The 24,876-nt window shown below is 33.8% G+C and carries 19 protein-coding genes; 16 read left to right on the top strand and 3 right to left on the bottom strand.

Translation table 11 applies throughout. The features are described 5' to 3' along the window. Positions 1-63: 63 nt before the first annotated feature. On the bottom strand, positions 64-4,176 hold the full coding sequence (locus Q0893_RS08110; RefSeq protein ID WP_299274243.1) for a T9SS type A sorting domain-containing protein: 4,113 nt from the start codon (positions 4,174-4,176) through the stop codon (positions 64-66). Between the two features lie 210 nt (positions 4,177-4,386). On the opposite strand from Q0893_RS08110, the gene Q0893_RS08105 reads away from it, so the two are divergent. From Q0893_RS08105 to Q0893_RS08030, 16 genes are all read left to right on the top strand, one after another. Then, the gene (locus Q0893_RS08105) at positions 4,387-5,187 is read left to right on the top strand and encodes an RNA methyltransferase (protein ID WP_298901586.1); all 801 of its coding nucleotides are present in this window, start codon (positions 4,387-4,389) and stop codon (positions 5,185-5,187) included. A 4-nt stretch (positions 5,188-5,191) separates the two neighbouring features. Further along, entirely contained in the window at positions 5,192-6,433 is a 1,242-nt protein-coding gene (locus Q0893_RS08100) for a M48 family metallopeptidase (RefSeq protein WP_299274239.1), read from the top strand. Between the two features lie 68 nt (positions 6,434-6,501). Beyond that, a complete protein-coding gene (locus tag Q0893_RS08095; protein ID WP_299274236.1) occupies positions 6,502-7,806 on the top strand; it encodes a DUF4474 domain-containing protein in 1,305 nt (434 codons plus the stop codon). 65 nt (positions 7,807-7,871) lie between these two features. Then, positions 7,872-10,076: a RelA/SpoT family protein gene (locus Q0893_RS08090; RefSeq protein ID WP_298901583.1), complete on the top strand. Its 2,205-nt coding sequence runs from the start codon at positions 7,872-7,874 to the stop codon at positions 10,074-10,076. Between the two features lie 26 nt (positions 10,077-10,102). Continuing rightward, entirely contained in the window at positions 10,103-10,558 is a 456-nt protein-coding gene (locus Q0893_RS08085; RefSeq protein WP_298901579.1) for a Fur family transcriptional regulator, read from the top strand. Between the two features lie 6 nt (positions 10,559-10,564). Further along, positions 10,565-11,836 (top strand): adenylosuccinate synthase, encoded by a 1,272-nt coding sequence (locus Q0893_RS08080; protein WP_299274232.1) that lies wholly within the window; start codon positions 10,565-10,567, stop codon positions 11,834-11,836. A 70-nt stretch (positions 11,837-11,906) separates the two neighbouring features. Next, positions 11,907-13,697 (top strand): OstA-like protein, encoded by a 1,791-nt coding sequence (locus Q0893_RS08075; protein ID WP_298901577.1) that lies wholly within the window; start codon positions 11,907-11,909, stop codon positions 13,695-13,697. Beyond that, positions 13,697-14,878, top strand: a complete 1,182-nt coding sequence (locus tag Q0893_RS08070) for an aspartate aminotransferase family protein (protein ID WP_299274228.1) — start codon at positions 13,697-13,699, stop codon at positions 14,876-14,878. The genes Q0893_RS08075 and Q0893_RS08070 overlap by 1 nt, the downstream gene beginning before the upstream one ends. A gap of 168 nt (positions 14,879-15,046) precedes the next feature. Continuing rightward, positions 15,047-16,450 (top strand): tetratricopeptide repeat protein, encoded by a 1,404-nt coding sequence (locus tag Q0893_RS08065; RefSeq protein ID WP_299274224.1) that lies wholly within the window; start codon positions 15,047-15,049, stop codon positions 16,448-16,450. Positions 16,451-16,549: 99 nt separating this feature from the next. Beyond that, positions 16,550-17,518 carry a DUF368 domain-containing protein gene (locus tag Q0893_RS08060; RefSeq protein WP_298901572.1) on the top strand — a complete coding sequence of 323 codons (969 nt, stop codon included), beginning with the start codon at positions 16,550-16,552 and terminating at the stop codon, positions 17,516-17,518. Further along, positions 17,518-18,537 (top strand): DUF368 domain-containing protein, encoded by a 1,020-nt coding sequence (locus Q0893_RS08055; RefSeq protein ID WP_298901570.1) that lies wholly within the window; start codon positions 17,518-17,520, stop codon positions 18,535-18,537. The genes Q0893_RS08060 and Q0893_RS08055 overlap by 1 nt, the downstream gene beginning before the upstream one ends. Next, positions 18,530-19,270 carry a shikimate dehydrogenase gene (locus Q0893_RS08050; RefSeq protein ID WP_298901569.1) on the top strand — a complete coding sequence of 247 codons (741 nt, stop codon included), beginning with the start codon at positions 18,530-18,532 and terminating at the stop codon, positions 19,268-19,270. Before Q0893_RS08055 ends, Q0893_RS08050 begins: the two co-directional genes overlap by 8 nt. 81 nt (positions 19,271-19,351) lie before the next feature. Beyond that, positions 19,352-21,427: a DUF349 domain-containing protein gene (locus Q0893_RS08045; protein ID WP_299274217.1), complete on the top strand. Its 2,076-nt coding sequence runs from the start codon at positions 19,352-19,354 to the stop codon at positions 21,425-21,427. Between the two features lie 150 nt (positions 21,428-21,577). Beyond that, positions 21,578-22,045: a nuclear transport factor 2 family protein gene (locus Q0893_RS08040; protein WP_298901567.1), complete on the top strand. Its 468-nt coding sequence runs from the start codon at positions 21,578-21,580 to the stop codon at positions 22,043-22,045. A gap of 161 nt (positions 22,046-22,206) precedes the next feature. Continuing rightward, positions 22,207-22,620 (top strand): DUF3052 domain-containing protein, encoded by a 414-nt coding sequence (locus Q0893_RS08035; RefSeq protein ID WP_299274214.1) that lies wholly within the window; start codon positions 22,207-22,209, stop codon positions 22,618-22,620. A gap of 10 nt (positions 22,621-22,630) precedes the next feature. Beyond that, complete coding sequence (locus tag Q0893_RS08030; protein WP_299274211.1) at positions 22,631-23,236, top strand: peroxidase-related enzyme; 606 nt, start codon at positions 22,631-22,633, stop codon at positions 23,234-23,236. Positions 23,237-23,242: 6 nt separating this feature from the next. Here the strand turns inward: Q0893_RS08030 and Q0893_RS08025 are convergent, their stop codons facing one another. Together Q0893_RS08025 and Q0893_RS08020 are read right to left on the bottom strand one after the other, a co-directional pair. Next, entirely contained in the window at positions 23,243-23,791 is a 549-nt protein-coding gene (locus Q0893_RS08025; protein ID WP_298901564.1) for a 1-acyl-sn-glycerol-3-phosphate acyltransferase, read from the bottom strand. A 1-nt stretch (position 23,792) separates the two neighbouring features. Then, positions 23,793-24,875 carry an iron-containing alcohol dehydrogenase family protein gene (locus Q0893_RS08020; protein ID WP_299274206.1) on the bottom strand — a complete coding sequence of 361 codons (1,083 nt, stop codon included), beginning with the start codon at positions 24,873-24,875 and terminating at the stop codon, positions 23,793-23,795. Between the last annotated feature and the right edge of the window lies 1 nt (position 24,876).

Below are 24,876 nucleotides of genomic sequence, written 5' to 3'. Positions count from 1 at the left end.
TTAATAGTATTAAAAGGAAACCTCAGGCTTGTCCCTGAGGTTTTGTGAAATCATTTGTTTGGGTTATTCTATAACAAGTTTCTTTACCAAACTTTTAGTTGCTGTATGTAACTTAACGAAGTACATTCCGCTTTGTAAATTTGAAGTATTAATATCCATAGAGCTTCCTTCTGAAATATCTTGTTTCAAAATTTGTTTCCCTTGTATGTCAATAAATTCAACGGTTATATTTTCAAAGTTATTAGTATTTAACCTAATCGTTACCTTATCTTTTGCTGGATTAGGAAACACATCGAAAGATGTTATATCAATTTCTGAAACCGATAAGGCAAACTCAACAAACTCTGTATCAAATCTATTGGTAATTACAGGTGCATTAAAATCGAAATATATAGCCGCAGTATTAGGGATTATATCTCCTATAGCATAGCCTGGTTTTGGTTTAATTTTAAAGTATACAAAACCTCTACTTCCTTCATCATTATCTTGTTCTGCAGGTAGGTTTATAGCATCAAAATACCATTCGAGATTAGCTCCTGATCGTGTCACAACATAATCGTGACTAGATCGTAGCATCTGAAAAGTAGTCTCATCTAAATGGTTATTTAGTGCATCCTCTATTCTAACAAATGTTGCTGCAGCTGTACCCAAATTTTGGAAACGAATCGTGTAATACAGGTATTCATCAGACGCGGCAAAATCATCATAAACCACAGTTGGACCATGAGACTCCATTTTATCATTAGGATCCCAAGAGCCAACTACAACTTCAGATAATGTGGAATAATTATTTACAGGCACCAAATCATTATTATCGGTAATATAGTCTGCTGTATTTGTAACAATATCTCCCAAGGCAACACTTGCTGGACACATGATTGAAATTCCAATAGTCTCCACATCTCCTGGTTGAAGGTTTACAAAATCTACAGTGAACCCTGTTGTTGTTGTCGTAATCATATAAGCCGGATTTACGCTAAAGGTGTTATTTAATACCATCTGAGGATCAATTGTAAACTCAACTGTTCCAGATGCAATCGTTGTAAATCCTAAATTTTCTAAATACAAATAATTTGTGTGGGTAAAGCCTGGTCTTGGTGGCGTCCAGTTATTAATAAGGTATACCGCCAAATCTTCACAACTTTGTTCTTCTACTACAGGGAAATCTAATGTTACTGTATTTCCATTGGCTACACTAATAGCATTAAAACTGCTTGTTGTTAAATCATAACAGCCTGCAGACTCTTCATATAAATTAAACGTAATATCATAAGTATCAGTGTCATTTGTACTAATAATTTGAAAACTCCCTGTAGATGAATTCACGGTATTAATAATACCATCGCTATTAACTTCATAGGTGAAATATCCATTTGAGAAATTAAACTCATTGGCATCAAATACAGCATTTGTATTGGCATCTTCAAAAGCATTTACTTGTATCAATCCAACCGAAGACGCACAGAACACATCAAAATCAAAGGCTTCGGTACAACAAGTACTTCCAGATTGACAGCTAATAGAACCATCAGTATCAAAACGTATAGTAATACTATTTCCAGAAGACGTATAACTTAATCCTGTAAAGCTTCCATTATTCCCATAAGGAAGTGTTGGATTTAAAACGGTTCCGTCAGAATCTAGTATTGAAATTTCATCATAATTTACCTCGGTCGCTCCTGCGTTAAAAACAACAGTTAGTGGCAGTCCGTCAACACTTTCAAAAGAAAATTCGCTAGTGTCATTATTTCCGTAGCAATAATTTGTGTTAACAGCACCATTATCACAATCTACGAGCTGATTAGGGTTTGCTCTTGTAGTAAAACTCTCTTCAGCACATTCTATGGCATCACCATTGTCATTGTAAGGCACAATACTTACATAATACGTAATCTCATAATCGAGTGTTCCTATATCATAAGTTAATACATTACCTACATCAACATGGTCAAGAACCTCCGTTCCTCCAGGCGTGATTCCTACTGATACCTTATAACCGTTAACCAACCCAGACGAAGCCGTCCAAGTTATATCTGTATTTTCGTTTACGTCCTCAGAACCATTCTCAGGTGATGTAAGTACAGACGTACAGTTAGGTAAGGCATTTGGATCTAAACAACTTACGGTAAAATCTATTGGAATATAATTTTGATTTGCACATGCAAAAACCTCATCAGAATTAATATAAATAGTAATTGTATCACCTGTTGACACAAAAGATAATCCTGTTAAGTCACCTCCATTCCCATAAGTTGTTGCTTCTGGATTTAAATTTGTAACACCATCAGAATCTAGAACTACCAATTCGTCCCAAGTATCTTCAACCTGTCCAGCATTAAAAAACACATGCAACTGTGAGCCATCAGAACTAGAATATACATATGGTGTAGCATCATCCAATTCATAGCAAAACGTTGTATTAACTGGATCTTCTCCACACGCCACTTCAATAGGACATGTTTCTGTTAGGATATTAAAATCGCTAAGAGCAAAACAACTATCGTTTTCATTTTGAACTCTTACATAAATTGTTTCCGTAGCATTTGTCGAAGTATAAACTGTAGGATTTGCAATAGGATTAACACCGAAGAACGCATCGTTTGGATTGACATGAAATGTTATAATAAAAGAACTTGCATCTGCTCCTAATAAAATCTCTGGAAGCGTCAAGGTTAAATCATATATTGCATTTGGTTCACAGCTTGTTAAATCGGCGGCATCACCTAGTGCTATTGATTCTCCTTCTATAACATCTATAGAAAACGTTTCAGCGATACAGCCAGTAAATGCATCTGTTACATCGATAGTATAAACACCACTTTCGAACACGACAATTTCTGGATCTGTGGCACCTGTATTCCATAGGTATGTATATTGTCCACTACCTCCAGAAACTAAAGGTGTTAACACAACTTCCTCTCCATTGCAAATCGTATAAGAACCATTATAATCAACTATTGGTGCTAAATTGGCATTAATCGTTAATGTTGTTATTGCTGTGTTACCTGTAGCATTTTCTTCTACATGTACATAAATCACTAATGTTTCTAGGGTATTTTGATAAGATGTTGGATTGGCTATAGGGTTATTCTGATTTACAGCATCTGCTTCTGTTGTATAATATGTAAAAACATAATCGGCAACATCCGCTCCATTAACAATCTCTGAATTCTCAGATGTTAAATCAAATTCACCAATAAAATTAGGGTCGTCTGAACAAAAATCTATCGTTGCTGGAGATACCGAAAGGCAGTCAACATCTACTACTAATTCTAAAGTTGTGGTTTCATAACAATCACCAAAATTTGTCGACACTCTTACATAAATAGTTTGTGCAAAACCAACAATATTAAAATATGGCGTTGATAATGCGTTCACATTAGCGTCAGCATCAGCAAGGGTTTCATGGTAAGTTACAATAAGTGTTGGGTTTTGGTTTCCGTTTAAAATTTCAGCAGTTTTACTTTCTAAATCGAAAGGATAAAACCCATCTCCGTCGTCATCACAAACAACAAATGCTGTTGGTTCAGTTAGAATAATACTTTGATCTACATTTAAGTATAAAACGGTATTTGGGCTCGCATAATAACAACCCGTAACGTTATCTTCAATTCTAACGTAAATGGTTTGAAAATAAGCAACCGTATTTATATAAGATTCAGGGTTTGCTATTGAATTTATCCCTAAATCTGCATTCTGTAATGTTTCATAATAAGTAACAGATAGGTTTGGGTTACCCTCGGCAAATTCTAGATCAAATTGAGTTAAATCAAATACTGCAAAGCCACCCCCTTCATCACATGCAATAACATCTTGAGCAAAACCATTTATTGGTAATGAGTTTACAATGAGATTAAATGTAAATAGCTCTATATTACCTGTGTTTTGAACTGCGCTAACATAAATTGTCTGAGGATTTGAAGAATTGGTATATGGAGATGGTAAAGGATTTAACTGATTTACCGCATCTGCTTCTGTAAGATGATAGGTGATCGTGTATTCATTTGGACTGAAATCTCCAAGAATTAATGGTGTTTGAGATTCTAAATTAAAAGAAGCAATGTCATCATTATCATTGTCACAAACGACCATATCATTGGGTTGATTTAAAGTTTGAGAAAACGTGGTTATCGAAAAAAGTAGGGCAACAAGCGGAAATAGTAATTTTACTTTCATAGAAAAGATAGCGTTTGGTTAGTAGTTAAATTGATTGTTAACTGGAAAGTTAAGTATCAACGGATTAATGTCATTACTATAACAATTGGGTTTGGAATTTTCCTACCTTTTTGTAAAAAGAATTGTTAACTCTAATACCAATAAAGACATTGTGAATGATCTATAAAAGCGTAAATTTGTGGCTATTCAAATATAGCGCATAGCCAGAAAATGAATCATAAGGAGATTACGAGTACTCAAAACCCATTAGTAAAAAAAATAATTGTTCTAAAGGAGAAATCACGAGAACGAAAAAAAACAGGGCTTTTTGTAGTTGAAGGACAGAGAGAGCTGAGTTTGGCTCAAAAGGCAAACTATCAAATAAAAACAGTTTTATTTTATAAGCCACTCTTTTCTGAACAACTTAGGCAATCGCTATCATCTTCTGAGATAGAATGTATTGAGATTTCTAAAGAAGTTTTTCAAAAACTTGCGCATCGCGATACTACTGAAGGGGTTATTGCCATAGTTAACGTTAGATCTCATGACATGAATCATTTAAAATTTGATTCGCCAAATCCTTTAATTCTTGTTGCAGAGGCTCCTGAAAAACCTGGAAACATTGGTGCTTTATTGCGCACTGCAGATGCCGCAAATGTAGATGCCGTTATTATTGCTAACCCTAAAAGCGACCTTTACAATCCGAATATTATTAGATCCAGTGTAGGGTGTGTATTTACAAACCAAATAGCAACTGGTCAAACAAAAGAGATTATTAATTTTTTACAGCAGCAAAATATAGCTATCTATTGTGCTGCTTTACAAGCCTCAGTAGATTACCACACACAAGATTTTACTAATCCAACGGCTATTGTGGTTGGCACAGAAGCCACGGGCTTAAGTGATGAATGGTTAAAAAATTCTTCTCAAAATATTGTGATTCCAATGCAAGGAGAAATTGATAGCATGAATGTTTCGGTTGCCGCCGGAATTTTAATCTTTGAAGCAAAACGTCAACGACATTTCAAATAATATTATGACAGCAGAAATACTTTTCTTATTAATTATTGGCATTATCATTTTCAACTTTATAATAGATAAATATTTAGATGCACTCAATGCTAAACATTATGATGATCCAATACCAACAGAGTTGGATGATGTATACGATGAAGTAGAATACAAAAAATCGCAATCTTATAAAAAAACTAATTATAAATTCGGAATATGGAGTTCTCTTTTCTCATTAATCCTAACACTTGGTTTTTTATTGTTTGATGGTTTTGAATTTGTAGATACGATAGCTAGAAGTTTTAGTGACTATTCCATAGTAATTGCTTTAGTTTTCTTTGGCATCATTATGTTAGGCAGCGACCTAATTTCTACTCCCTTTAGTTATTATAAAACTTTTGTGATTGAAGAACGATTTGGCTTTAATAAAACCACAAGAAAAACATTCATCTTAGATAAGATTAAAGGATTGATTATGATGGCTATTATTGGTGGAGGAATTCTAGCATTAATTATTTGGTTCTACCAACAAACTCAAGATTTGTTTTGGCTATATGCTTGGGGAATCGTGACACTCTTCACCATTTTCATGAACATGTTCTATTCTAGACTTGTAGTTCCTCTTTTCAATAAACAAACCCCATTAGAAGCAGGTAGTTTAAGAGATAAAATTTCAGAATATGCAAAATCTGTTGGTTTTAATCTCGACAAGATTTTTATTATTGATGGTTCAAAAAGAAGCACTAAAGCTAACGCTTATTTTTCTGGGTTTGGTAATGAAAAGCGTGTTACACTTTACGATACCTTAGTAAATGAACTTAATGATGAAGAAATTGTTGCTGTGCTTGCTCATGAAGTAGGTCATTACAAACGAAAACACATTATTTACAACTTAATAGCGTCTAAAGCTTTAACCGGAATCACTTTTTTTATTCTATCTATTTTTATTTCCAACCCACTATTATCCAATGCGCTTGGTGTAGAGATACCTAGTTTTCATGTTGGATTAATAGCCTTTGGACTCCTCTACTCGCCTATTTCAGAATTAACAAGTTTAGTAATGAATCATCTCTCACGAAAATTTGAATACCAGGCAGATGATTATGCCAAGCATACGTATGCAGCTGAACCGTTGGTCACATCTCTTAAAAAATTATCAAAAAACAGCTTGAGTAACCTAACACCTCATCCATCATATGTATTAGCACATTATTCCCATCCAACATTGCTTCAACGTGTTAGAAATTTACGTAGAACTACGTATTGATTTCAGTTTAGAATTAAACGAACTTCGCCATAAAAGTATTCTCTTTTTAGTTATTAATAGAACACATTATGGTACAATGGCAACCAACCAGCGCATTAGCTCAAGCTATTTATCTTGCGGGTTTTAGATATGATCCAAAACAAGATATTCTTTATTCTCGTATGTATGCGATTCAAAGACAATTGGGTTATGCTTATGGCTATGATGCTGCCGCATTTATGATAAGTGCCAATATAGATTGCGAACCCATATTTTTTGAATATGATAATAAAGTATGGATGATTGAACTTTGGAAAGGACAATATGGTCTAGAAACTGGTTGTGAAATTGGCATTTATAATCGTAACCCAAATGATCATTCTGGAATATATAATACTTTAGACAAATACTTAGGTAAGCGCCCAGATGACCCAAATCCAAATCACAATTTATTCTATAATTGCGTTGGTAATGACGAAATGCTAGACATGCATTTTTCTTTATATCGTGATAATGAATTACTGTTTACAAGAGGTCAAGAAAAAGATTGGTGGCTTACGGGTTTTAAATGGGGAATTTACTCAGAACCAGAGCAGTTAAAAATGGAAGTTGCCATAACCTTCCCAGAAGAAACCATGCTAAAGGCTTTTGAAGGGGCTATAAAGCATATGGGATACGTATACACTTTAGATTCAAATTCAATTAACTTTGTTTTTGACAGACCGAAAACCAAATACCAACCACGACTTCACAATCCAATTATGCCAGAAATTAATGAGGCTAATAAAGATATCGTTGCAGTTTATGATAGTTTTGATCTTCCAAATAATAATCCAAATACTATTCCTAAAGAGTTAGCTAAAAAAATAGAAAAATACTTCACTAATTATGTTTCCTACTTTGAAACCATAATTGGCCAAGCCATTAAACCTTTAGATGGTTGGATTAATTCTTTAACTGAATTAGTACAGTTAAAACATTCTATAGTAAATCAACATTTATCTCTTTTCTTAATTACAAGTCCGAAAGCCTCCGTAAATGATGGGCATATCGAATTTTCTAAAAAGGCTGATCTCATCTTTTTTTCTAACCAATCACATAGTGTTGCAAAATCCTTATCTGGTGGGTTTGAATCTTTCGACAAATTATATACCGATTCTATTTCTAATAAAAATCTACCAAAAGTCACCTTTACTGGTAATTTAAGTGTAAGTAACAAAGAATACGTGGCCAAATTTGAACTAGGAAACCCTGTCTTAGCAAAACGTTCTGTCTTATTTCCTATTGCTAAAATAATTGGTGATATAGAACTTATTCCAAATGGTGATTACACAAACATTAGTTTGGCAATAGACGGATTTAATGAAATTTCTAATGCAAACGGAAGGACCTAAGAATTATTTAAAAACAAAGCATAAAACCCATTGCACAATAAAAATCTTATTGTTACTTTAGTTCTATGACTGAAGTAGAGATAGAAAAAGAAAATGCAGAGATTGCGAAAGCCTACAAAGAGCTTCTTAAAGTAAGTTATCAAACCCTTTCTAAAGATGACAAAAAGTTAATTAGGGAAGCCTTTGAAGTTGCTGTAGATGCGCATAATGGACAACGGAGAAAATCGGGCGAAGCCTATATCTTCCACCCTATTGCAGTTGCTAAAATCGTAGCGAGTGAGATAGGTCTAGACGCTACGAGTATTGCCGCTGCTTTACTTCATGATGTTGTTGAAGATAATCCAGATTATACCAAAGATGATATCGAACGTCTTTTTGGAGAAACTGTAGCGCGTATTGTAGATGGTTTAACCAAAATATCTTCACTTAGTAAAGATGCCGATGTATCGACACAAGCAGAAAATTTTCGTAAGATGTTATTAACGCTTAATGATGACGTACGTGTTATCATTATTAAAATAGCAGACCGACTTCATAACATGCAAACCATGGACTCCATGCGTCGGGATAAACAAGAGAAGATTGCTTCGGAAACTTTATACATTTATGCACCTCTAGCACATAGAATTGGACTTTACAATATTAAAACAGAACTTGAGGATCTTGGATTAAAATACACCGAACCAGAAGTTTATAATGATCTTCTCGAAAAAATGCAAGAGAGTAAATCTGAACAGGATGGTTACATCAAAGATTTTTCTAAAGTCATTGTTGATTCATTGGATAAAGAAGGGCTTAATTACGAAATTAAAGGAAGACCTAAATCTATTTATTCTATCAGAAAAAAAATAGTCAAACAAGGTGTTGATTTTGAAGAAGTATATGACAAATTTGCTGTTAGAATTATCTATAAATCCGATTTTCAAAACGAAAAATTCCTTGCGTGGAAAATCTATTCTATAGTTACAGATCATTTTAGACCCAATCCTACCCGATTACGTGATTGGATTTCATCTCCTAAATCTACTGGGTACGAAGCGCTACACATTACTGTAATGGGACCAAAAAGCAGATGGGTGGAAGTGCAAATTAGGAGTGAAAGAATGAACGAAATTGCCGAAAAAGGGTATGCAGCACACTATAAATATAAACAAGGCAACGCAGAAGATGCGCTGGATACATGGATAGATAAACTACAAGAAGCTCTAGAAAGTAACGAAACGAACGCTGTAGATTTTGTTGAGCAATTTAAACTTAACCTCTATTCTAAAGAAATATTCGTGTTTTCTCCAAAAGGACAATTAAAGTCTTTACCAAAAGGAGCTACACCAATAGATTTTGCCTTTAGTATACATACTGAAATTGGCATGAAAACCAAAGGAGCCAAAGTTAATGGTAAACTTGTTCCTTTGAGTCAGGAGTTAAATAGTGGTGACCAAGTAGAAATCCTTACTGCTGAAAATATCAAGCCAAATCGTAACTGGTTAGACTATGCTACAACAGCTAGAGCTCGAAGCAAAATAAAATCTTCACTTAAAGCAGAGAAGAAAGATGTTGCCGAAGAAGGAAAAGAAATTTTAAGGCGTAAACTAAAGCAACTAAAAATAACTTTAGACGAGAAATCGGTAAATGAAATGGTAAATCATTTCAAATTAAAAACAAGTTTAGATTTATTTTATCGCGTTGGAATTGGTACTATAGACAACACCATGTTAAAAGATTATGCGTCGTCTCGTAGTAATATGTTTATGAGCTATATTAAAAATAGAATTCGTAAACCTACAGTGGCTCCAGATCTTGATAAAGACGAAATAACATCAAAATATGATCAACTCGTTTTTGGTAAAGAAGAAGAGAAACTAGACTACAAGTTATCGTCTTGTTGCAATCCTATTCCCGGAGATCCGGTGTTTGGGTTCCTCACTATAAATGATGGTATAAAAGTGCACAAGAAAAACTGCCCGAATGCTTTGAGTATGCAATCAAATTACGCTTATCGTATTATGAAGGCCAAATGGATTGATTCTACTCAGCAAGAATTTGCCACTCAAATTAAACTTTCTGGAATTGATAATTTAGGATTAGTTAATAACATTACTCAAGTGATATCTTCAAATATGCACGTTAATATGAAAAGTATCAGTTTTGAAACAGATGATGGCGTATTTAGTGGTAAGATTAACGTTGTTGTAAACAATATTAACATGCTTAAAAAACTAATTGATAATCTTAAAAAAATTAATGGAATAGATAAAGTGACTAGAGTCTAAAAAATGTGTAAATTTGTGCCTTGATTATGAGCGAACAAACAGAACAGACTAACCAAGAGATTGTAAAAAACGTTTTTACAAAATTTTTAGAAGAAAAAGGGCATAGAAAAACGCCCGAGCGTTATGCTATTCTTCAAGAGATTTATGATAGTGAAGAACATTTTGATATAGAATCGTTGTATATCAAAATGAAAAATAAAAACTATCGCGTAAGTCGTGCTACGCTTTACAATACAATTGAAATTTTAATGGAATGTGCTTTGGTAAGAAAACACCAATTTGGGCAGAACCAAGCGCATTATGAAAAGTCATATTTCGATAAGCAACATGATCATGTTATCATGACAGATACTGGTGAAGTTATCGAATTCTGTGACCCTCGTATCCAATCAATCAAAAAAACAATTGAAGAGGTTTTTGATATTTCTATCTCTAACCATTCTCTCTACTTTTACGGAACAAAAAACAAACCAACTAACTAATACACAATGGCAGTAGATTTACTACTAGGATTACAATGGGGCGATGAAGGCAAAGGAAAAATTGTTGATGTACTCACCTCCAAATACAATATTATTGCCCGCTTTCAAGGTGGGCCAAATGCAGGACACACATTAGAATTTGATGGAATTAAACATGTGCTAAGAACAATACCTTCTGGAATTTTTCACGATGATTCTATCAATGTCATTGGAAATGGTGTTGTAATCGATCCTGTTGTTTTTGTGCAAGAATTAGATGGCTTAGATCAATTTAATTTAGATTATAAGTCAAAATTGATTATTTCAAGAAAAGCTCACGTTATTTTACCAACTCATCGCTTGCTTGATGCTGCTTCAGAGACCTCTAAAGGAAAAGCTAAAATTGGCTCTACTTTAAAAGGTATTGGACCAACATATATGGATAAAACAGGTAGAAATGGTATAAGAGTTGGAGATCTGGAATTAGACAATTGGAAAGAAAAATATCGTGCTTTGGCTAACAAACACGAAGCTATGATTGGCTTTTACAATGTAGACATTCAATACAATTTAAAGGAAATGGAAGACGAGTTCTTTGCGGCTGTAAAACGCTTAAAAGAATTGCAATTTATAGATAGCGAAGAATATTTAAACCAAGCCTTAAAAGCTGGTAAGCCTATTTTAGCCGAAGGTGCTCAGGGCTCATTGTTAGATATTGATTTCGGAACATATCCATTTGTTACATCTTCTAATACTACAGCTTCAGGAGCTTGTACTGGCTTAGGTGTAGCTCCAAATAAAATAGGTGAAGTCTTCGGGATTTTTAAAGCCTATACAACTCGAGTTGGGTCTGGACCATTTCCAACCGAATTATTTGATAATACAGGAACCGAAATGGCACGTATTGGTCATGAGTTTGGAGCCGTAACTGGTAGACCTAGACGTTGTGGCTGGTTAGACCTGGTAGCACTTAAATATGCTTGTCAGGTTAATGGTGTTACACAACTAAGTATGATGAAAGGTGATGTGCTTTCAGGGTTTAAAACTTTAAAAGTATGTACGGCATATAAGTACAAAGGTGAAACAATTCATCACTTGCCTTTTAATATTGAGGAAGAAAACGTCACTCCTATCTATACCGAATTTAAAGGTTGGAAAGAAGACCTTACTAAAATGAGGGATGTCAAAGAATTTCCCGATGAACTAAACACATATATCTCATTTCTTGAAAAAGAATTAGAGATTCCTATTACAATAGTTTCTGTTGGTCCAGATAGAACCCAAACTATTAATAGATAGGTATTAAAAATCTGTTAAGGCATACTATTCCGAAGAGAATATAGTTATTTTTGGAGCAAACCATATTGACTTGAATCTAATTTTCAGATACATATTTATACTCGCATGTTGTTTTGCAACAACTTACAGCTATGCTCAAGAATCCAAGAAAATTTTTATAGAATACTCTGGATTTACCGTTAGGGATTCGCTTTCAGGCCCTAACGTTACCACTTTTGTTCGTAGTGACCAAGGTCAAATTCACATTGTTCATGAAGGGGTTGATATGTGGTGCGATAAGGCACGATATTATCATGATGAAGATTTTATAGAAGCGTTTAGTAATGTGGTTATCAAGCAAGGAGATACCATTAATATGACATCAAAATATGTTGAATATAGTGGTATTACTCAACTAGCTTTTGCCGCAGGTGATGTTGTACTTACCGAGCCTCAATCTACACTAACAACAGACACACTGTTTTTTGATAGAACGAAACAAGAGGCTTTTTACAAAAGTATGGGTAAGGTGGTTCGAGATTCTTCTGGAACGATTACAAGCCAAATTGGTCGTTATTATTTAAACAAAAGCAAGTATCGTTTCAAAAAAGATGTGGTTCTTGTTAATCCAGAATACACCCTTAACACCAACCAGTTAGATTTTTATTCTGAAACAGGACATGCTTATATGTATGGCCCTTCTACAATTGTTGGTGAAACCAGTAAAGTATACTCTGAACGCGGATTCTACGATACAAACAATGACTTGGGTTATTTTGTAAAGAACTCAAAAGTTGATTATGATAATCGAGAGGTTAAAGGTGATAGCTTATATTTTGACAGAAACAGGAGTTTTGTTTCGGCAACAAATAACATTACAGTAACAGATACCACTAATAAAAGTATCGTTAGAGGCCATTATGCTGAAGTTTTTAGAGCTAAAGATTCTGTATTCATTACGAAACGTGCCTTGGCAATTACCGTTCAAGAAAATGACTCTATTTATATTCATGCCGATACCTTAATGGTCACTGGAAAACCCGAACATCGTATCACCAGAGCATTCTTTAATGCCAAAATGTACAAGAGTGATATGAGTGGTAAGGCCGATTCTATACATGCCGACCATAAAACTGGACTAACGCAATTAATTAATTTAAAGCGTTATGCAACTGGTGATGACTTTTCGGTAAAACGAAGACCTGTTTTATGGAATTTAGGTAACCAAATGACTGGAGATTCTATTCATTTAATCTCTGATGTGGAAAAAGAAGAACTCGATTCGCTTAAAGTATTCAATAATGCATTCCTTATTAGTAAAGACACCTTGGGTGATGGCTTTAATCAAATTAAAGGTCAGCGATTAATTGGTCTTTTTAAAGATAATGAACTTTATAATGTTGATATTATTAAAAATGCTGAAATCATCTTTTATACGCGAGATGATAACGACACTTTAATAGGTATTAATAAGTCAAAATCAGGTAGCATTAACCTTAAATTTGACGGTCCTTATAAAATAATAACTTTATTTAATCAGGTCGATGGAGACATATATCCTGAATCTCAATTTCCCGAAAACGCACGAAAGTTTAGAGGTTTTGATTGGAGAGGAGATGAACAACCCAAAAGCGTAGAAGACTTGTTTAGTGACGATCCTCCATTAGTTTTGCCAGTGATTAAAGGCTTAGAACCCTACGTTGAAGATGACGAATTCTTTGATGATGCGCTCTTAAAACGAGTAAACACGGCAAAACAGAAAGACAAAAGCAAAGAAAATAAAGCCAACAGGCAAATACCAAAAAAGGATAGACTTAAGAAAAAAAAGAAGCCCTTAAGTAATACGTTACCAACCACCTATAAAAAAAAGAAAGGTAACTGATGAAAGATGATTTCTTCAAATATCAAGCTCAAACGACATCACACCCTTTGGCAATGTCAATTTCTCATGCTGAAGGCTCCTATATTTATGACGCAGAGAACAAAGCATATTTAGATTTTGTTGCTGGGGTTTCGGCATGTAGTCTTGGTCATAAACATCCCAAAGTTGTTGAGGCGATTAAAAACCAAATTGACCGTTATTTGCATGTTATGGTTTATGGCGAATATATACAGCAACCAGCTGTAGAACTCGCAAAGTTATTGGCTAATCATCTTCCTGAAAATTTACAAAAAACATACCTCACCAATTCTGGTACAGAAGCTATAGAAGGTGCATTAAAACTTGCAAGACGTGTTACTGGACGTAGTGAAATTATTGCTGCGCATGGGGCGTACCATGGTAATACAATGGGAGCCATGAGTGTTATGGGCTATGAAGATCGGAAACGTGCTTTTAGACCATTACTTCCAGATGTGAAATTTATTGATTTTAACAGTATCGACGATCTCACATGGATTACTCGTAATACAGCTGGTGTTATTTTAGAAACCATTCAAGGTGGTGCTGGTTTCATAGCACCTTCAAACGATTACTTATCTAAGGTTCGTAAGCGTTGTGATGATGTTGGTGCTTTATTGATCCTAGATGAGATACAACCTGGTTTTGGTCGCACAGGAAAACTATTCGGTTTTGAACATTTCAATTGTATTCCAGATATTTTAGTCACTGGAAAGGGTTTAGGAGGTGGCATGCCAATTGGAGCATTTACAGCATCATCTGAGCATATGAATCAATTACAAGAAGCTCCTAAACTTGGGCATATCACTACATTTGGCGGTCATCCCGTAATCGCAGCCGCGGCGTTAGCTACCCTTAAAGAAATAACAGAAACTAATCTCATTTCTGATACTTTAGAAAAGGAAAAATTATTTCGAGAACACTTAAAGCATCCGTTGATTACTGAAATCCGTGGAAAAGGATTAATGCTGGCCATCATAACCCATTCTGCTGATATGGCAAATGACATCATTTTAAAGTGTCAAGATGAAGGATTGATTTTATTTTGGCTACTATTTGAACCAAAAGCAATTCGAATTACACCGCCTCTTACCATTTCAAAAGATGAAATCCTTGAAGGTTGTGCCATTATTACACGAGTTTTAGATTCTATTTCGGCATAATTTATGCTATTACTATTATAACTTAAGTCTTTGATTTATAGAAATTAAAAACTATCAATCTTAACTTCTACTCTAGCTGTTAACTATTTTGTTGAAAACATTAAAATTAGATATTAAATTTTTTAACTGATAAGAGTACTTTTATTTAACAAACAATGCTATTTGCTTATGGAGTTTGGTCTACCTCAAGACAACAACAATATTTCGCTTAATCGATTTGAATCAATGCTCAAAACTAATAATGTTTTGTTCTTTGATTCTGTAGAGTTTGAAAATATTATTCACCATTATCTAGAAACAGGTAAAATCGCTTTAGCAAAAAAAGCAGTTAAGTTAGGACTTGAACAACACCCATCTTCAATCAACTTAAAGTTATTTCAAACAGAACTTTTTGTTCTCGAGAATAAATTTGAAGAGGCAGATAAGCTACTAGAGGAGCTACACATTTTAGAGCCTTCAAACGAAGAAATCTATATACAGAAGGCAAATGTACTTTCAAAGCAAGATGAGCATGAAAAAGCCGTTAATACCCTTTTAATTGCGTTAGATTTAGCTCAAAATGATGAAGGCGTAGGAGATTTATATGCTCTAATTGGTATGGAGTATTTATTCTTAGATCAATTTCACAATGCGAGAACTTATTTTAAAAAATGTTTAGAACTTGATTTAGACGACTATTCTGCATTGTATAATGTAATTTACTGTTATGACTTTCTAGACGAAAATGAAGACGCTATAAGTTTTTTAAATGCATATCTTGATAAAAGCCCGTATTGCGAAGTTGCTTGGCATCAATTAGGTCGTCAATATTTCACGATAAAAGATTATGACAAAGCTTTAGCTGCTTTCGATTTCGCCATTATTTCTGACGACAGTTTTGTTGGTGCTTATCTAGAAAAAGGGAAAGTTCTAGAAAAGAAAAAAGCGTTCCATGAAGCTATTGAAAATTATAAAATCACATTAGCCTTAGATGAACCAACTTCGTTCGCTTTATTACGAATTGGATACTGTTATGAAAAACTTGGTAATGATGATTTGGCTGTACAATATTTTTATAAAACAGTTCATGAAGACCCCTTATTAGATAAAGGATGGATTGCTATTACCAAATTTTATAATAAGAAACAGAATTACCAAAAAGCACTGTTCTATATTAATAAAGCCATTAATATAGATGGTGAAAACGTCGTATATTGGAAGTTATACGCAAAAATTAACCATCGTCTCAATTTTCTCGAGGAAGCTGAACGTGGTTATAAAAAAACACTCGATTTAGGTAATTACGAACTACAAACATGGTTGTCCAGAGCAGACATTCTTATTGCACTTGGTGAATATGAGGCTTCAATCATGAATTTGATTCAAGCGGCAGAGTTTTATCCAGAAACGGCAGAACTAGAATTTCGATTGGCTGGTTTAAACTTTAGCTTAAATCAAAGTAACAAAGGGCATTATCATTTAAAAAATGCATTGCTGCTAAATCACGAATTTTATTTCATTTTAGAGGAGTTATTTCCAAACGTTTTGCATAAACCCTCTGTTATTGAAATGATTAGTAACGCAAAAAAATAGACACTTACTTTTTTCTACAAACAAGTCAAATCAAATTAAACTTTGTCTGAAATTACTCATAGCTATTTCATACCTTTACGCTAGCTATTAAAAATCAACATGCAGAGACAGTTTAAAGATTACTTTTTCATAACACTTAAAGGAATAGCAATGGGAGCAGCAGATGTTGTTCCAGGCGTATCTGGCGGTACAATTGCGTTTATTTCTGGGATTTATGAAGAGCTTATAGAGAGTATTGACAACTTAAATTTAGGAGTTTTTAAAATTTGGAAACAACAGGGATTCAAAGCGGCATGGTCTTCTATAAATGGGACCTTTCTCTTAGCCTTGTTCTCAGGTATACTCATTAGCATCTTATCTTTGGCTAAGCTCATCAAGTACTTATTGCACAATGAGCCTATTTTACTCTGGTCGTTTTTCTTTGGACTCGTCTTGGCGAGTGTATTATACATTGCAAAACAAATAAAATCTTGGTCGTTATCTGTAATTGCTGCTATAGCAATAACATCGGTCCTCTCCTATTTTATTACACTAGCCGAACCGTTTGCATCACCAGATAGTTCCTTGTATCTATTATTTTGTGGTTTTATAGCAATTATTGCAATGATTCTTCCTGGCGTTTCAGGCGCCTTTATACTACTCATACTTGGTGCTTATGAAACTGCAATTAACACCGTAAATAATCTCATTGAAGGTGTTACAACCGGGAACTTTGATTTATTAAAAGATGCCTTACTTAAATTTTTTCTTCTAGGTATTGGAGCTGTTATTGGTCTTAAAGTGTTTTCTAAAATACTCAATTGGATGTTTAAACATAAGAAAAACTTGACCTTAGCCATCCTTACTGGATTTATGATAGGCTCTTTAAATAAAATATGGCCATGGAAAGAGGTATTAAAAACAAGAATAAATTCTGAAGGCTTAGAAGTAACTGTTTTAGATAAAAGTATTTTGCCTACCTCCTATAGTGGCGATAATCAGATTGTATTAGCATTAGTTTTAATAATTGCTGGGTTTGCAACGATATTGGTACTTGAGAGCTTAGGTACTAAAAAAGGAAAAGCCTAATGGAGAGCACCAGAACACTAAAAGACAAAATCTTCCTTGTTATAAAAGGTTTAGGCATGGGAGCCGCAAATAAAGTCCCTGGTGTTTCTGGAGGTGTTGTCGCTTTTGTTGCTGGGTTTTACGAAGAGTTTATATATTCACTACAAAGGGTTAATAAAACAGCTTTTAAATTGTTATTTAATGGCCGATTTAAAAGTTTCTACCGCTATATCAATGGGAAATTTTTGGGTCTACTTTTCTTCGGAATGATCGTTAGTTACTTTAGCGTATCTAAAATTTTAGATTACTTCCTCCAAAATTATGAATTGTATGTTTGGAGTTTATTTTTCGGAATGATCGTAGGATCAATTTACTATATCAATAAAGACTTTAAAGATTGGAACTATAAAAGCATACTGTCTTTAGCTATTGGCATTTCCTTAGGTATTGCTATTAGTTTTTTAGATCCTGCAATGGAAAATGACAACCTGTTTTTTGTTTTTTTCTGTGGCATAATTAGTGTTTCGGGGATGACACTCCCTGGTTTTTCTGGATCGTTTATCTTAATTCTTTTAGGTAATTATGTGTTGCTACTTGTTGATTCTGTGAACGCATTATATGATACAATTGCCGAGGTTTTTTCAGGAGATTTTAGCTTTCTACAAAATGAAATCCGTGTGAGACTACTTAAGGTGTTAGTTGTATTTACCTTGGGCTCTGTAACTGGTTTAGTAACATTTTCGCATGTTTTGAGTTATGTTTTAAAACATTATAAAAGCATTACAACAGCTTCTATCATTGGATTTATTGTGGGTTCGCTGGGTGTAGTTTGGCCTTGGAAGAAAACGATATTCAAAACTCAAAATGACGGGAGTTTCTTGCTAGATTCAAATGGAGGGAAAATTATCTCTAATTATGAACGTTTTTTACCTGAACTAACTTCTGAAACCTATTTTGCCATAGGCTATATTATCATAGGAATTTTTATCGTACTTGCTTTAGAGTGGTATGGTCAACGCACAAAAAAAGCACATGTTTAAATTAGGCTTATTAGGAAAAAATATTGATTATTCATTTTCAAGAGGGTATTTCAGTAAGAAATTTGAAGCTGAAGAACTCTCATGTACTTATGAGAATTTTGATATAGAGGATATTTCCGATTTTGAGCATTTACTTAAAACCCATCCTGACATTTCGGGCTTAAATGTCACGATTCCATATAAAGAACAAATTATCCCATATTTAGACACTCTTGATAAAAAAGCAAAAAAAATTGGAGCAGTTAATACGATAACAATAAATTCTAAAGGCAAACTAAAAGGGCATAATACCGATTGCTATGGGTTTAAAAAATCTATTAAACCCTTTTTAAAATCACATCATAAAAAAGCGCTTATTCTTGGTACAGGTGGTGCATCAAAAGCAATTGCATATACTTTAAAAAAGTTGAAAATAAAATATGACTACGTCTCAAGACAAAAAAGCGATAGTGTAAAATTCACCTACGACGACCTTACTATAGATCATATAAAATCATATAAGGTTATTATTAATTGCACACCGTTAGGAACGCATCCAAATATCAATAGTTGCCCAAATCTTCCATATGATGGTATTTCGAATAAGCACTTGGTATTTGATTTAATTTATAATCCCGAAGAAACCAAGTTCTTAAAAATCGCAAAACTCCAGGGAGCTAGTACTATTAACGGTTATCAAATGCTCGTATTCCAAGCTGAAAAATCATGGAAGATTTGGAATTTATACTCTTAAAAAATCATAACTAAGATTTCTTTTTTTGTAAATCAGCCGCTTGGTTGTATATTAGCCTTCTAATACATAAAACATTGAAAAATGTCTGAGAATGATAACCTGCAAGAAGCAGATGGAAAAATAGAATTAAATACTACCGAAGCACCTCAATCTCCTGAAAAGAAAACTAATTCAGAAGAGCCAATTTTAGAAGAGGTAAAAGAGCCTGCTGAGCCTGTCGAAAATAACGTAGATATTTCGCAAGAGACCGAAACTATAGAAACCGAAACAACTAATAAAGAAAACGTTGATGACGTCATGGATGCTGTAGATGACGTTATAGAGCATACCGATGAGCCTAAAGCAGAAGACACAAATAAAATCGACGCTCACGTTGAAGAAATTGAAGAAGCAAATGCCGAAGATGCCGAAGACGAGGCCAACGCTGAACGTCATAAATTAGAATCTAAAGACTACCATTCTATGTCTATGGAACAACTCACTATTGAGTTTGAGCAGCTTATAGACAACCATAAAATTCAAAACATTAAAGCTCAAGTTGATGAAATCAAATCAGAATTCGGTTCTAAATTTGATGCACTTCTGGATGAGAAAAAAGAAGAATTTATAAACGATGGTGGAAATGCAATTGATTTTTACTACTCCTCTCCTGTTAAAAAACGTTTTAATAATGCCTTTAAAACCTATAGAAATAGCTTAAATGCCTATTATAAAGAACGTGAAAATAACTTAAAAGCAAACCTTGAAAAAAGACTTCATATTATTGAGGAAATTAAGGGACTTGTAAATGCTGAAGAAAATATAAACACTACTTATAAACATTTTAAAGACCTCCAAGAACAATGGCGTAATGCTGGACCTATTCCCAGAGATCGCTATAACAATGCTTGGAATTCCTACCACCATCATGTAGAAATATTTTATGACGTGTTGCATTTAAATCGCGACTTACGTGATATGGATTTTAAGCACAATCTGGAGCAAAAAACTAAAATTATTGAACGTGCTGAAGAATTAGCAAAAGATGATAACATTAATCGTTCTTTTAGAGAGTTACAAGTTTTACATAAACTTTGGAAAGAAGACCTAGGGCCTGTGGCTAGAGAGCATCGTGATGAAATCTGGGAACGTTTTAGTGATGCAACTAAGACAATTCATGATAAGCGTCAATCGTATTATGCTAATTTAGACAAGGCTCGCGAAAAGAACTTAGAACGTAAAGAAGAAATTATTTCTAAAATTGAAGAAGTTGCGTCAGACACATCTAGCTCTCACCAAGCATGGCAAAAGAAGATTAAATCTATTGAAGCCTTAAGAGAGGATTTCTTTAATGCAGGAAAAGTACCTCAAAAAGTAAATGAAGAGACCTGGTCTAAATTTAAAGGTGCAGTTAGAACATTTAACAGAAATAAAAATGCCTTTTATAAAAATCTTAAGAAGGATCAATATGATAATCTAGAGAAAAAGAAAGCTCTAATTCAAATTGCAATAGATAATAAGGATAATGAAGATTTTGCTGCAACAACACCTTTGATGAAAAAAATTCAAAGTGATTGGAAAAAAATTGGACATGTACCGAGGCGAGATAGTGATAAAATTTGGAAAGAATTTAAAGGTGCTTGTAACGCTTATTTTGATCGATTAAATGCAGAGCGCAATGAAGCTAATAAAGAATTGATGGCTGCCTATGAACAAAAATCGGCTTTATTAGAAGAGGTTAATGCTTTGAAGTTATCTGGCAAACCTGAGGCAGATATTAAAAGTATAAAAGAGAAAATCTCGGCATGGAAAGCTATTGGTCATGTACCATCAAACAAACGCTATATTGATGGTAAATTCAATAAAGCATTAGATGGACTTTTTGGTCAATTGGATATGGATAAAACCAAATTGGAAATGATCAAGTTTGAAAATAAACTGGAAAGTTTATCTCAACCAAATGATACGAGGTTATTGGACAATGAGCAAAACTTTATTAGAAAGAAAATTTCAGAAGTTAAAGGAGAAATCAATCAACTTGAGAATAACATGCAGTTTTTCTCTAATGTTGACGAAAGCAATCCTTTAGTTAAAGATGTTATTAAAAATATTGAAAAGCACAAACAAGGCCTTTTAATTTGGCAAGAAAAACTAAAGAAAATAAAGAGCATGTACTAAGACTGCTTAATATAAAACACTCAAAAGACCATCTCTATTTAGATGGTCTTTTTTCTTTTACCAAATTTAAACTCGAAATCTTATAATCTAAACCTCGTTGCCATGTAATTAAGTAAGCGTTCATAACAGAATAATTGTTAACTTTAAAACATGGATGAACTCATTAAGAAATTTTATACAGCCTTTGATCAATTAGATGCGGAAACAATGGCATCGTGTTATCATGACGACATTGTATTTGAAGACCCAGCTTTTGGTGTTTTAAAAGGCCCGCAAGCAGGTAATATGTGGCGAATGCTTGCGAACTCACAGAAAGGAAAAGAATTCAAAATTACATTTTCTAATATCAAAACTGATGATAACAATGGTAGTGCCCAATGGGAAGCCTTTTATAATTTCAGTAAAACGGGAAGAAAAGTTCATAATGTTATTTCGGCATCTTTTGAATTTAAAGATGGAAAAATCATAAAACATACAGACTATTTTGATTTGCATAAATGGGCAAAGCAAGCCATGGGTTTTAAAGGTTTACTTTTAGGAGGGACAGGCTTTTTTAAAAGAAAATTGAACCAGCAAACCAATCATTTACTCTCAAAGTTTGAAAATAATAAGCTCTAACAACAAAAAAGCTATCTAAGATGGTCTTAAATAGCTTTTGTAATAATCAATATCTGTTTCTTTTTAGGGACTAATAGTTTACTTTATGTTTCAGTATTTGATTACATTTTAAGTAACTCAAAATGTGTGCCAAAAATATAAAATTTGATCAAAAAAACAACATGAATTCAGGATATTCGCAAACACCTTTAGCGAAAAAATTAGGCTTAAAACATGGACACTCATTCTTGCTCTATAGAGCTCCTAATCACTACTTTAGCTTGTTTGAAGATTTACCAGAAGACCTTATAGAACTGAAGACATTAAAAGAAAAATCTGCAGATTTCATACATGTCTTCTGTACAACGCTTACAGACTTGTCTCAAGTTATTGATAGATATAAACCTGTACTAAAAATTAATGGTTTGATGTGGGTGAGTTGGCCAAAAGGTAGCAGCAAAATAATTACAGATTTAAAGCGAGAACCAGTAAGAAAATTAATCTTGAATAAAGGATTAGTTGATATTAAAGTTGCGGCCATTGATGCAGATTGGAGCGGACTTAAATTCGTGTATAGATTAAAAGACAGAACTTAACAATATTACTATGAGTTGGATAACAGTAATCCCATTTGAAAAAGCCACAGGCAAACTAAAATCTATTTATTCTAAAATAAAAGGTCCTAATAATCAAATTGATAACGTTTTAAGCATCCATAGTTTAAGACCACATACTTTAATTGGACATATGAGTCTTTACAAAAACACATTACATCATACCGATAACACCTACCCTAATTGGTTTTTAGAATTTTTAGGAACTTATACTAGTTTTATAAATGACTGTGATTATTGTTACAAGCATCATTTTGAAGGTATGAAACGTTTTTTAAATGATGCTGACAGAGCTATGCTTCTCCAACATCATATTGAGAACGACTCGCTGGACACAATTCTTAATGCAAAAGAATTAGGCATTATTAGATATGCGAAAAACCTAAGTTTAAAACCAAATAGCATTACAGAAAACCATATTAAAGCATTGAGAGATTTGGGTGTCTCTGATGGAGAAATTTTAGAAGTCAATCAAGTCGTAGCCTATTTCAACTATGCCAACAGAACAGTATTAGGTTTAGGTGTAAATACCAAAAATGAAGTTTTAGGCTTATCGCCTAAAAATAAAGATGACGAGAACTCTTGGAACCATTCCTAACAAGGCTTATGAATATTCAGGTTTTTTACCTTTCACATCCTTATAAAACGCCTTCATAAACCTAAAGTCAGCATCCACATCATCTGTAGGATAAAACGGTTGTGAAATATGATTTTGTTTATTCTGAAAATCTAAAGTGAACATTATTATAGGCACCTGAGCAGCTTTTGCAATATAATAGAAACCTGTTCTCCAATTCTCAACTTTTTTTCTTGTTCCTTCTGGCGCCAAGGTTAATCTAAATTCTTTTTTATCTGCAAACAACTTTGCAATAGCGTCTACTTTGTTTTGACCAGAAGTTCTGTCTATAGCAGCACCTCCCACTGCCCTAAAGTACCAACCAAATGGCCATCTAAACAGTTCCTTTTTTGCTATGAAATTAGTTTTCACATTAACAACTTTCCGAAGTAATATACCAATAAAGAAATCATGCCAACTTGTATGAGGAACAGCTATTATTACCGCTTTTTTAATAGTGTCTTTTGAGAAATTGGTATTACCAGTGACTTTCCATCCCCAAATTTTAAAATAGATAAGTCGTGCTAGCCACCGCATATTACATTTTTTGATATAATGCTTTAAGTTTTGCTCTTGTAATCACTTGCTTCCAATTTTTACCTATTGCATTTTCCCATAATGGTTCAAGGCTTAATGCTACATCAATCATAATATCAAACTCATCATCATGAAGTTGGGCGCAAATACCTTTAGGAATCGTGATGTTATGCTTTTTTCGCATCGCTTTGTACATAGCAACACCTTCAGGATAATAATCTTCCAAATGTTCGAAAACAATGCAATTACCCACGCCATGCTTAATACCTAATAAATATCCTAAGCCATAACTCATTGCATGAGCAACGCCAACTTGAGAATAAGCAATACTCATCCCTCCATGCCAAGAAGCCATCATTAATTTATCTGCAGACTCTTCATCTGATAAATTATCACTAAGAAATATCTCTTTACAAAGTTCTAAGGCTTTCTCACCATAGCTTTGGCTGAACGCATTGAGATACGTTCCGTTTAAAGACTCTATACAATGTACAAAACAGTCCATTCCAGTATAAAACCACTGGTTTTTAGGAACGTCTTTAGTTAACTCTGGATCTAGAATAACTTGATCAAAAGGTGTATAATCACTGTTAATGCCAAGTTTTCTTTCTGGGCCTGTTAATATCGTCGTACGTGAGACTTCGGCTCCTGTTCCAGATATCGTGGGAATACCAACATGATAAATAGCTGGGGTTTTAACCAGATCCCATCCTTGGTAATCCTTAGCTTCGCCTTCATTAGTTAGCATAATAGCTACTGCCTTCGCAAGATCTAAAATGGTTCCGCCTCCAATACCAATAATTCCTGAGGGTCTATCTTTATGTGTTAAAATAATATTTTCTACGAGTTCATCAACCTGAGAAGTTTTTGGTTCATGTTCTGCAGAAATATATAGAAGTTGGTCATCGTAAGCTAAAGGAATTCTTGCTGTTAAATCTGAATTGCCTTTGAATACATCATCGACCAAAAATATAAATGGGGCTTTTCTATTTAAACGCTTAGGTGCGATAATATCACCTAACTGATTAAAACTGCCTCGTCCAAAAACAACTCTGGACACCATTGGATAATTTTTATAACTCATT

The organism is uncultured Psychroserpens sp. (genome assembly GCF_947494225.1).
GTDB lineage: Bacteria > Bacteroidota > Bacteroidia > Flavobacteriales > Flavobacteriaceae > Psychroserpens.
This window is presented reverse-complemented; position numbering and strand designations above follow the sequence as displayed.

Excerpts from the sequence above, each read along its gene's own strand:
- Q0893_RS08095 (WP_299274236.1), top strand. The coding sequence starts at position 6,502 with ATGGTACAATGGCAACCAACCAGCGCATTAGCTCAAGCTATTTATCTT.
- Q0893_RS08035 (WP_299274214.1), top strand. The coding sequence starts at position 22,207 with ATGAATTCAGGATATTCGCAAACACCTTTAGCGAAAAAATTAGGCTTA.
- Q0893_RS08090 (WP_298901583.1), top strand. The coding sequence starts at position 7,872 with ATGACTGAAGTAGAGATAGAAAAAGAAAATGCAGAGATTGCGAAAGCC.
- Q0893_RS08055 (WP_298901570.1), top strand. The coding sequence starts at position 17,518 with ATGGAGAGCACCAGAACACTAAAAGACAAAATCTTCCTTGTTATAAAA.
- Q0893_RS08045 (WP_299274217.1), top strand. The coding sequence starts at position 19,352 with ATGTCTGAGAATGATAACCTGCAAGAAGCAGATGGAAAAATAGAATTA.
- Q0893_RS08100 (WP_299274239.1), top strand. The coding sequence starts at position 5,192 with ATGACAGCAGAAATACTTTTCTTATTAATTATTGGCATTATCATTTTC.
- Q0893_RS08065 (WP_299274224.1), top strand. The coding sequence starts at position 15,047 with ATGGAGTTTGGTCTACCTCAAGACAACAACAATATTTCGCTTAATCGA.
- Q0893_RS08025 (WP_298901564.1), bottom strand. The coding sequence starts at position 23,791 with ATGCGGTGGCTAGCACGACTTATCTATTTTAAAATTTGGGGATGGAAA.
- Q0893_RS08050 (WP_298901569.1), top strand. The coding sequence starts at position 18,530 with ATGTTTAAATTAGGCTTATTAGGAAAAAATATTGATTATTCATTTTCA.
- Q0893_RS08110 (WP_299274243.1), bottom strand. The coding sequence starts at position 4,176 with ATGAAAGTAAAATTACTATTTCCGCTTGTTGCCCTACTTTTTTCGATA.
- Q0893_RS08030 (WP_299274211.1), top strand. The coding sequence starts at position 22,631 with ATGAGTTGGATAACAGTAATCCCATTTGAAAAAGCCACAGGCAAACTA.
- Q0893_RS08080 (WP_299274232.1), top strand. The coding sequence starts at position 10,565 with ATGGCAGTAGATTTACTACTAGGATTACAATGGGGCGATGAAGGCAAA.
- Q0893_RS08020 (WP_299274206.1), bottom strand. The coding sequence starts at position 24,875 with ATGAGTTATAAAAATTATCCAATGGTGTCCAGAGTTGTTTTTGGACGA.
- Q0893_RS08060 (WP_298901572.1), top strand. The coding sequence starts at position 16,550 with ATGCAGAGACAGTTTAAAGATTACTTTTTCATAACACTTAAAGGAATA.
- Q0893_RS08040 (WP_298901567.1), top strand. The coding sequence starts at position 21,578 with ATGGATGAACTCATTAAGAAATTTTATACAGCCTTTGATCAATTAGAT.
- Q0893_RS08105 (WP_298901586.1), top strand. The coding sequence starts at position 4,387 with ATGAATCATAAGGAGATTACGAGTACTCAAAACCCATTAGTAAAAAAA.
- Q0893_RS08070 (WP_299274228.1), top strand. The coding sequence starts at position 13,697 with ATGAAAGATGATTTCTTCAAATATCAAGCTCAAACGACATCACACCCT.
- Q0893_RS08085 (WP_298901579.1), top strand. The coding sequence starts at position 10,103 with ATGAGCGAACAAACAGAACAGACTAACCAAGAGATTGTAAAAAACGTT.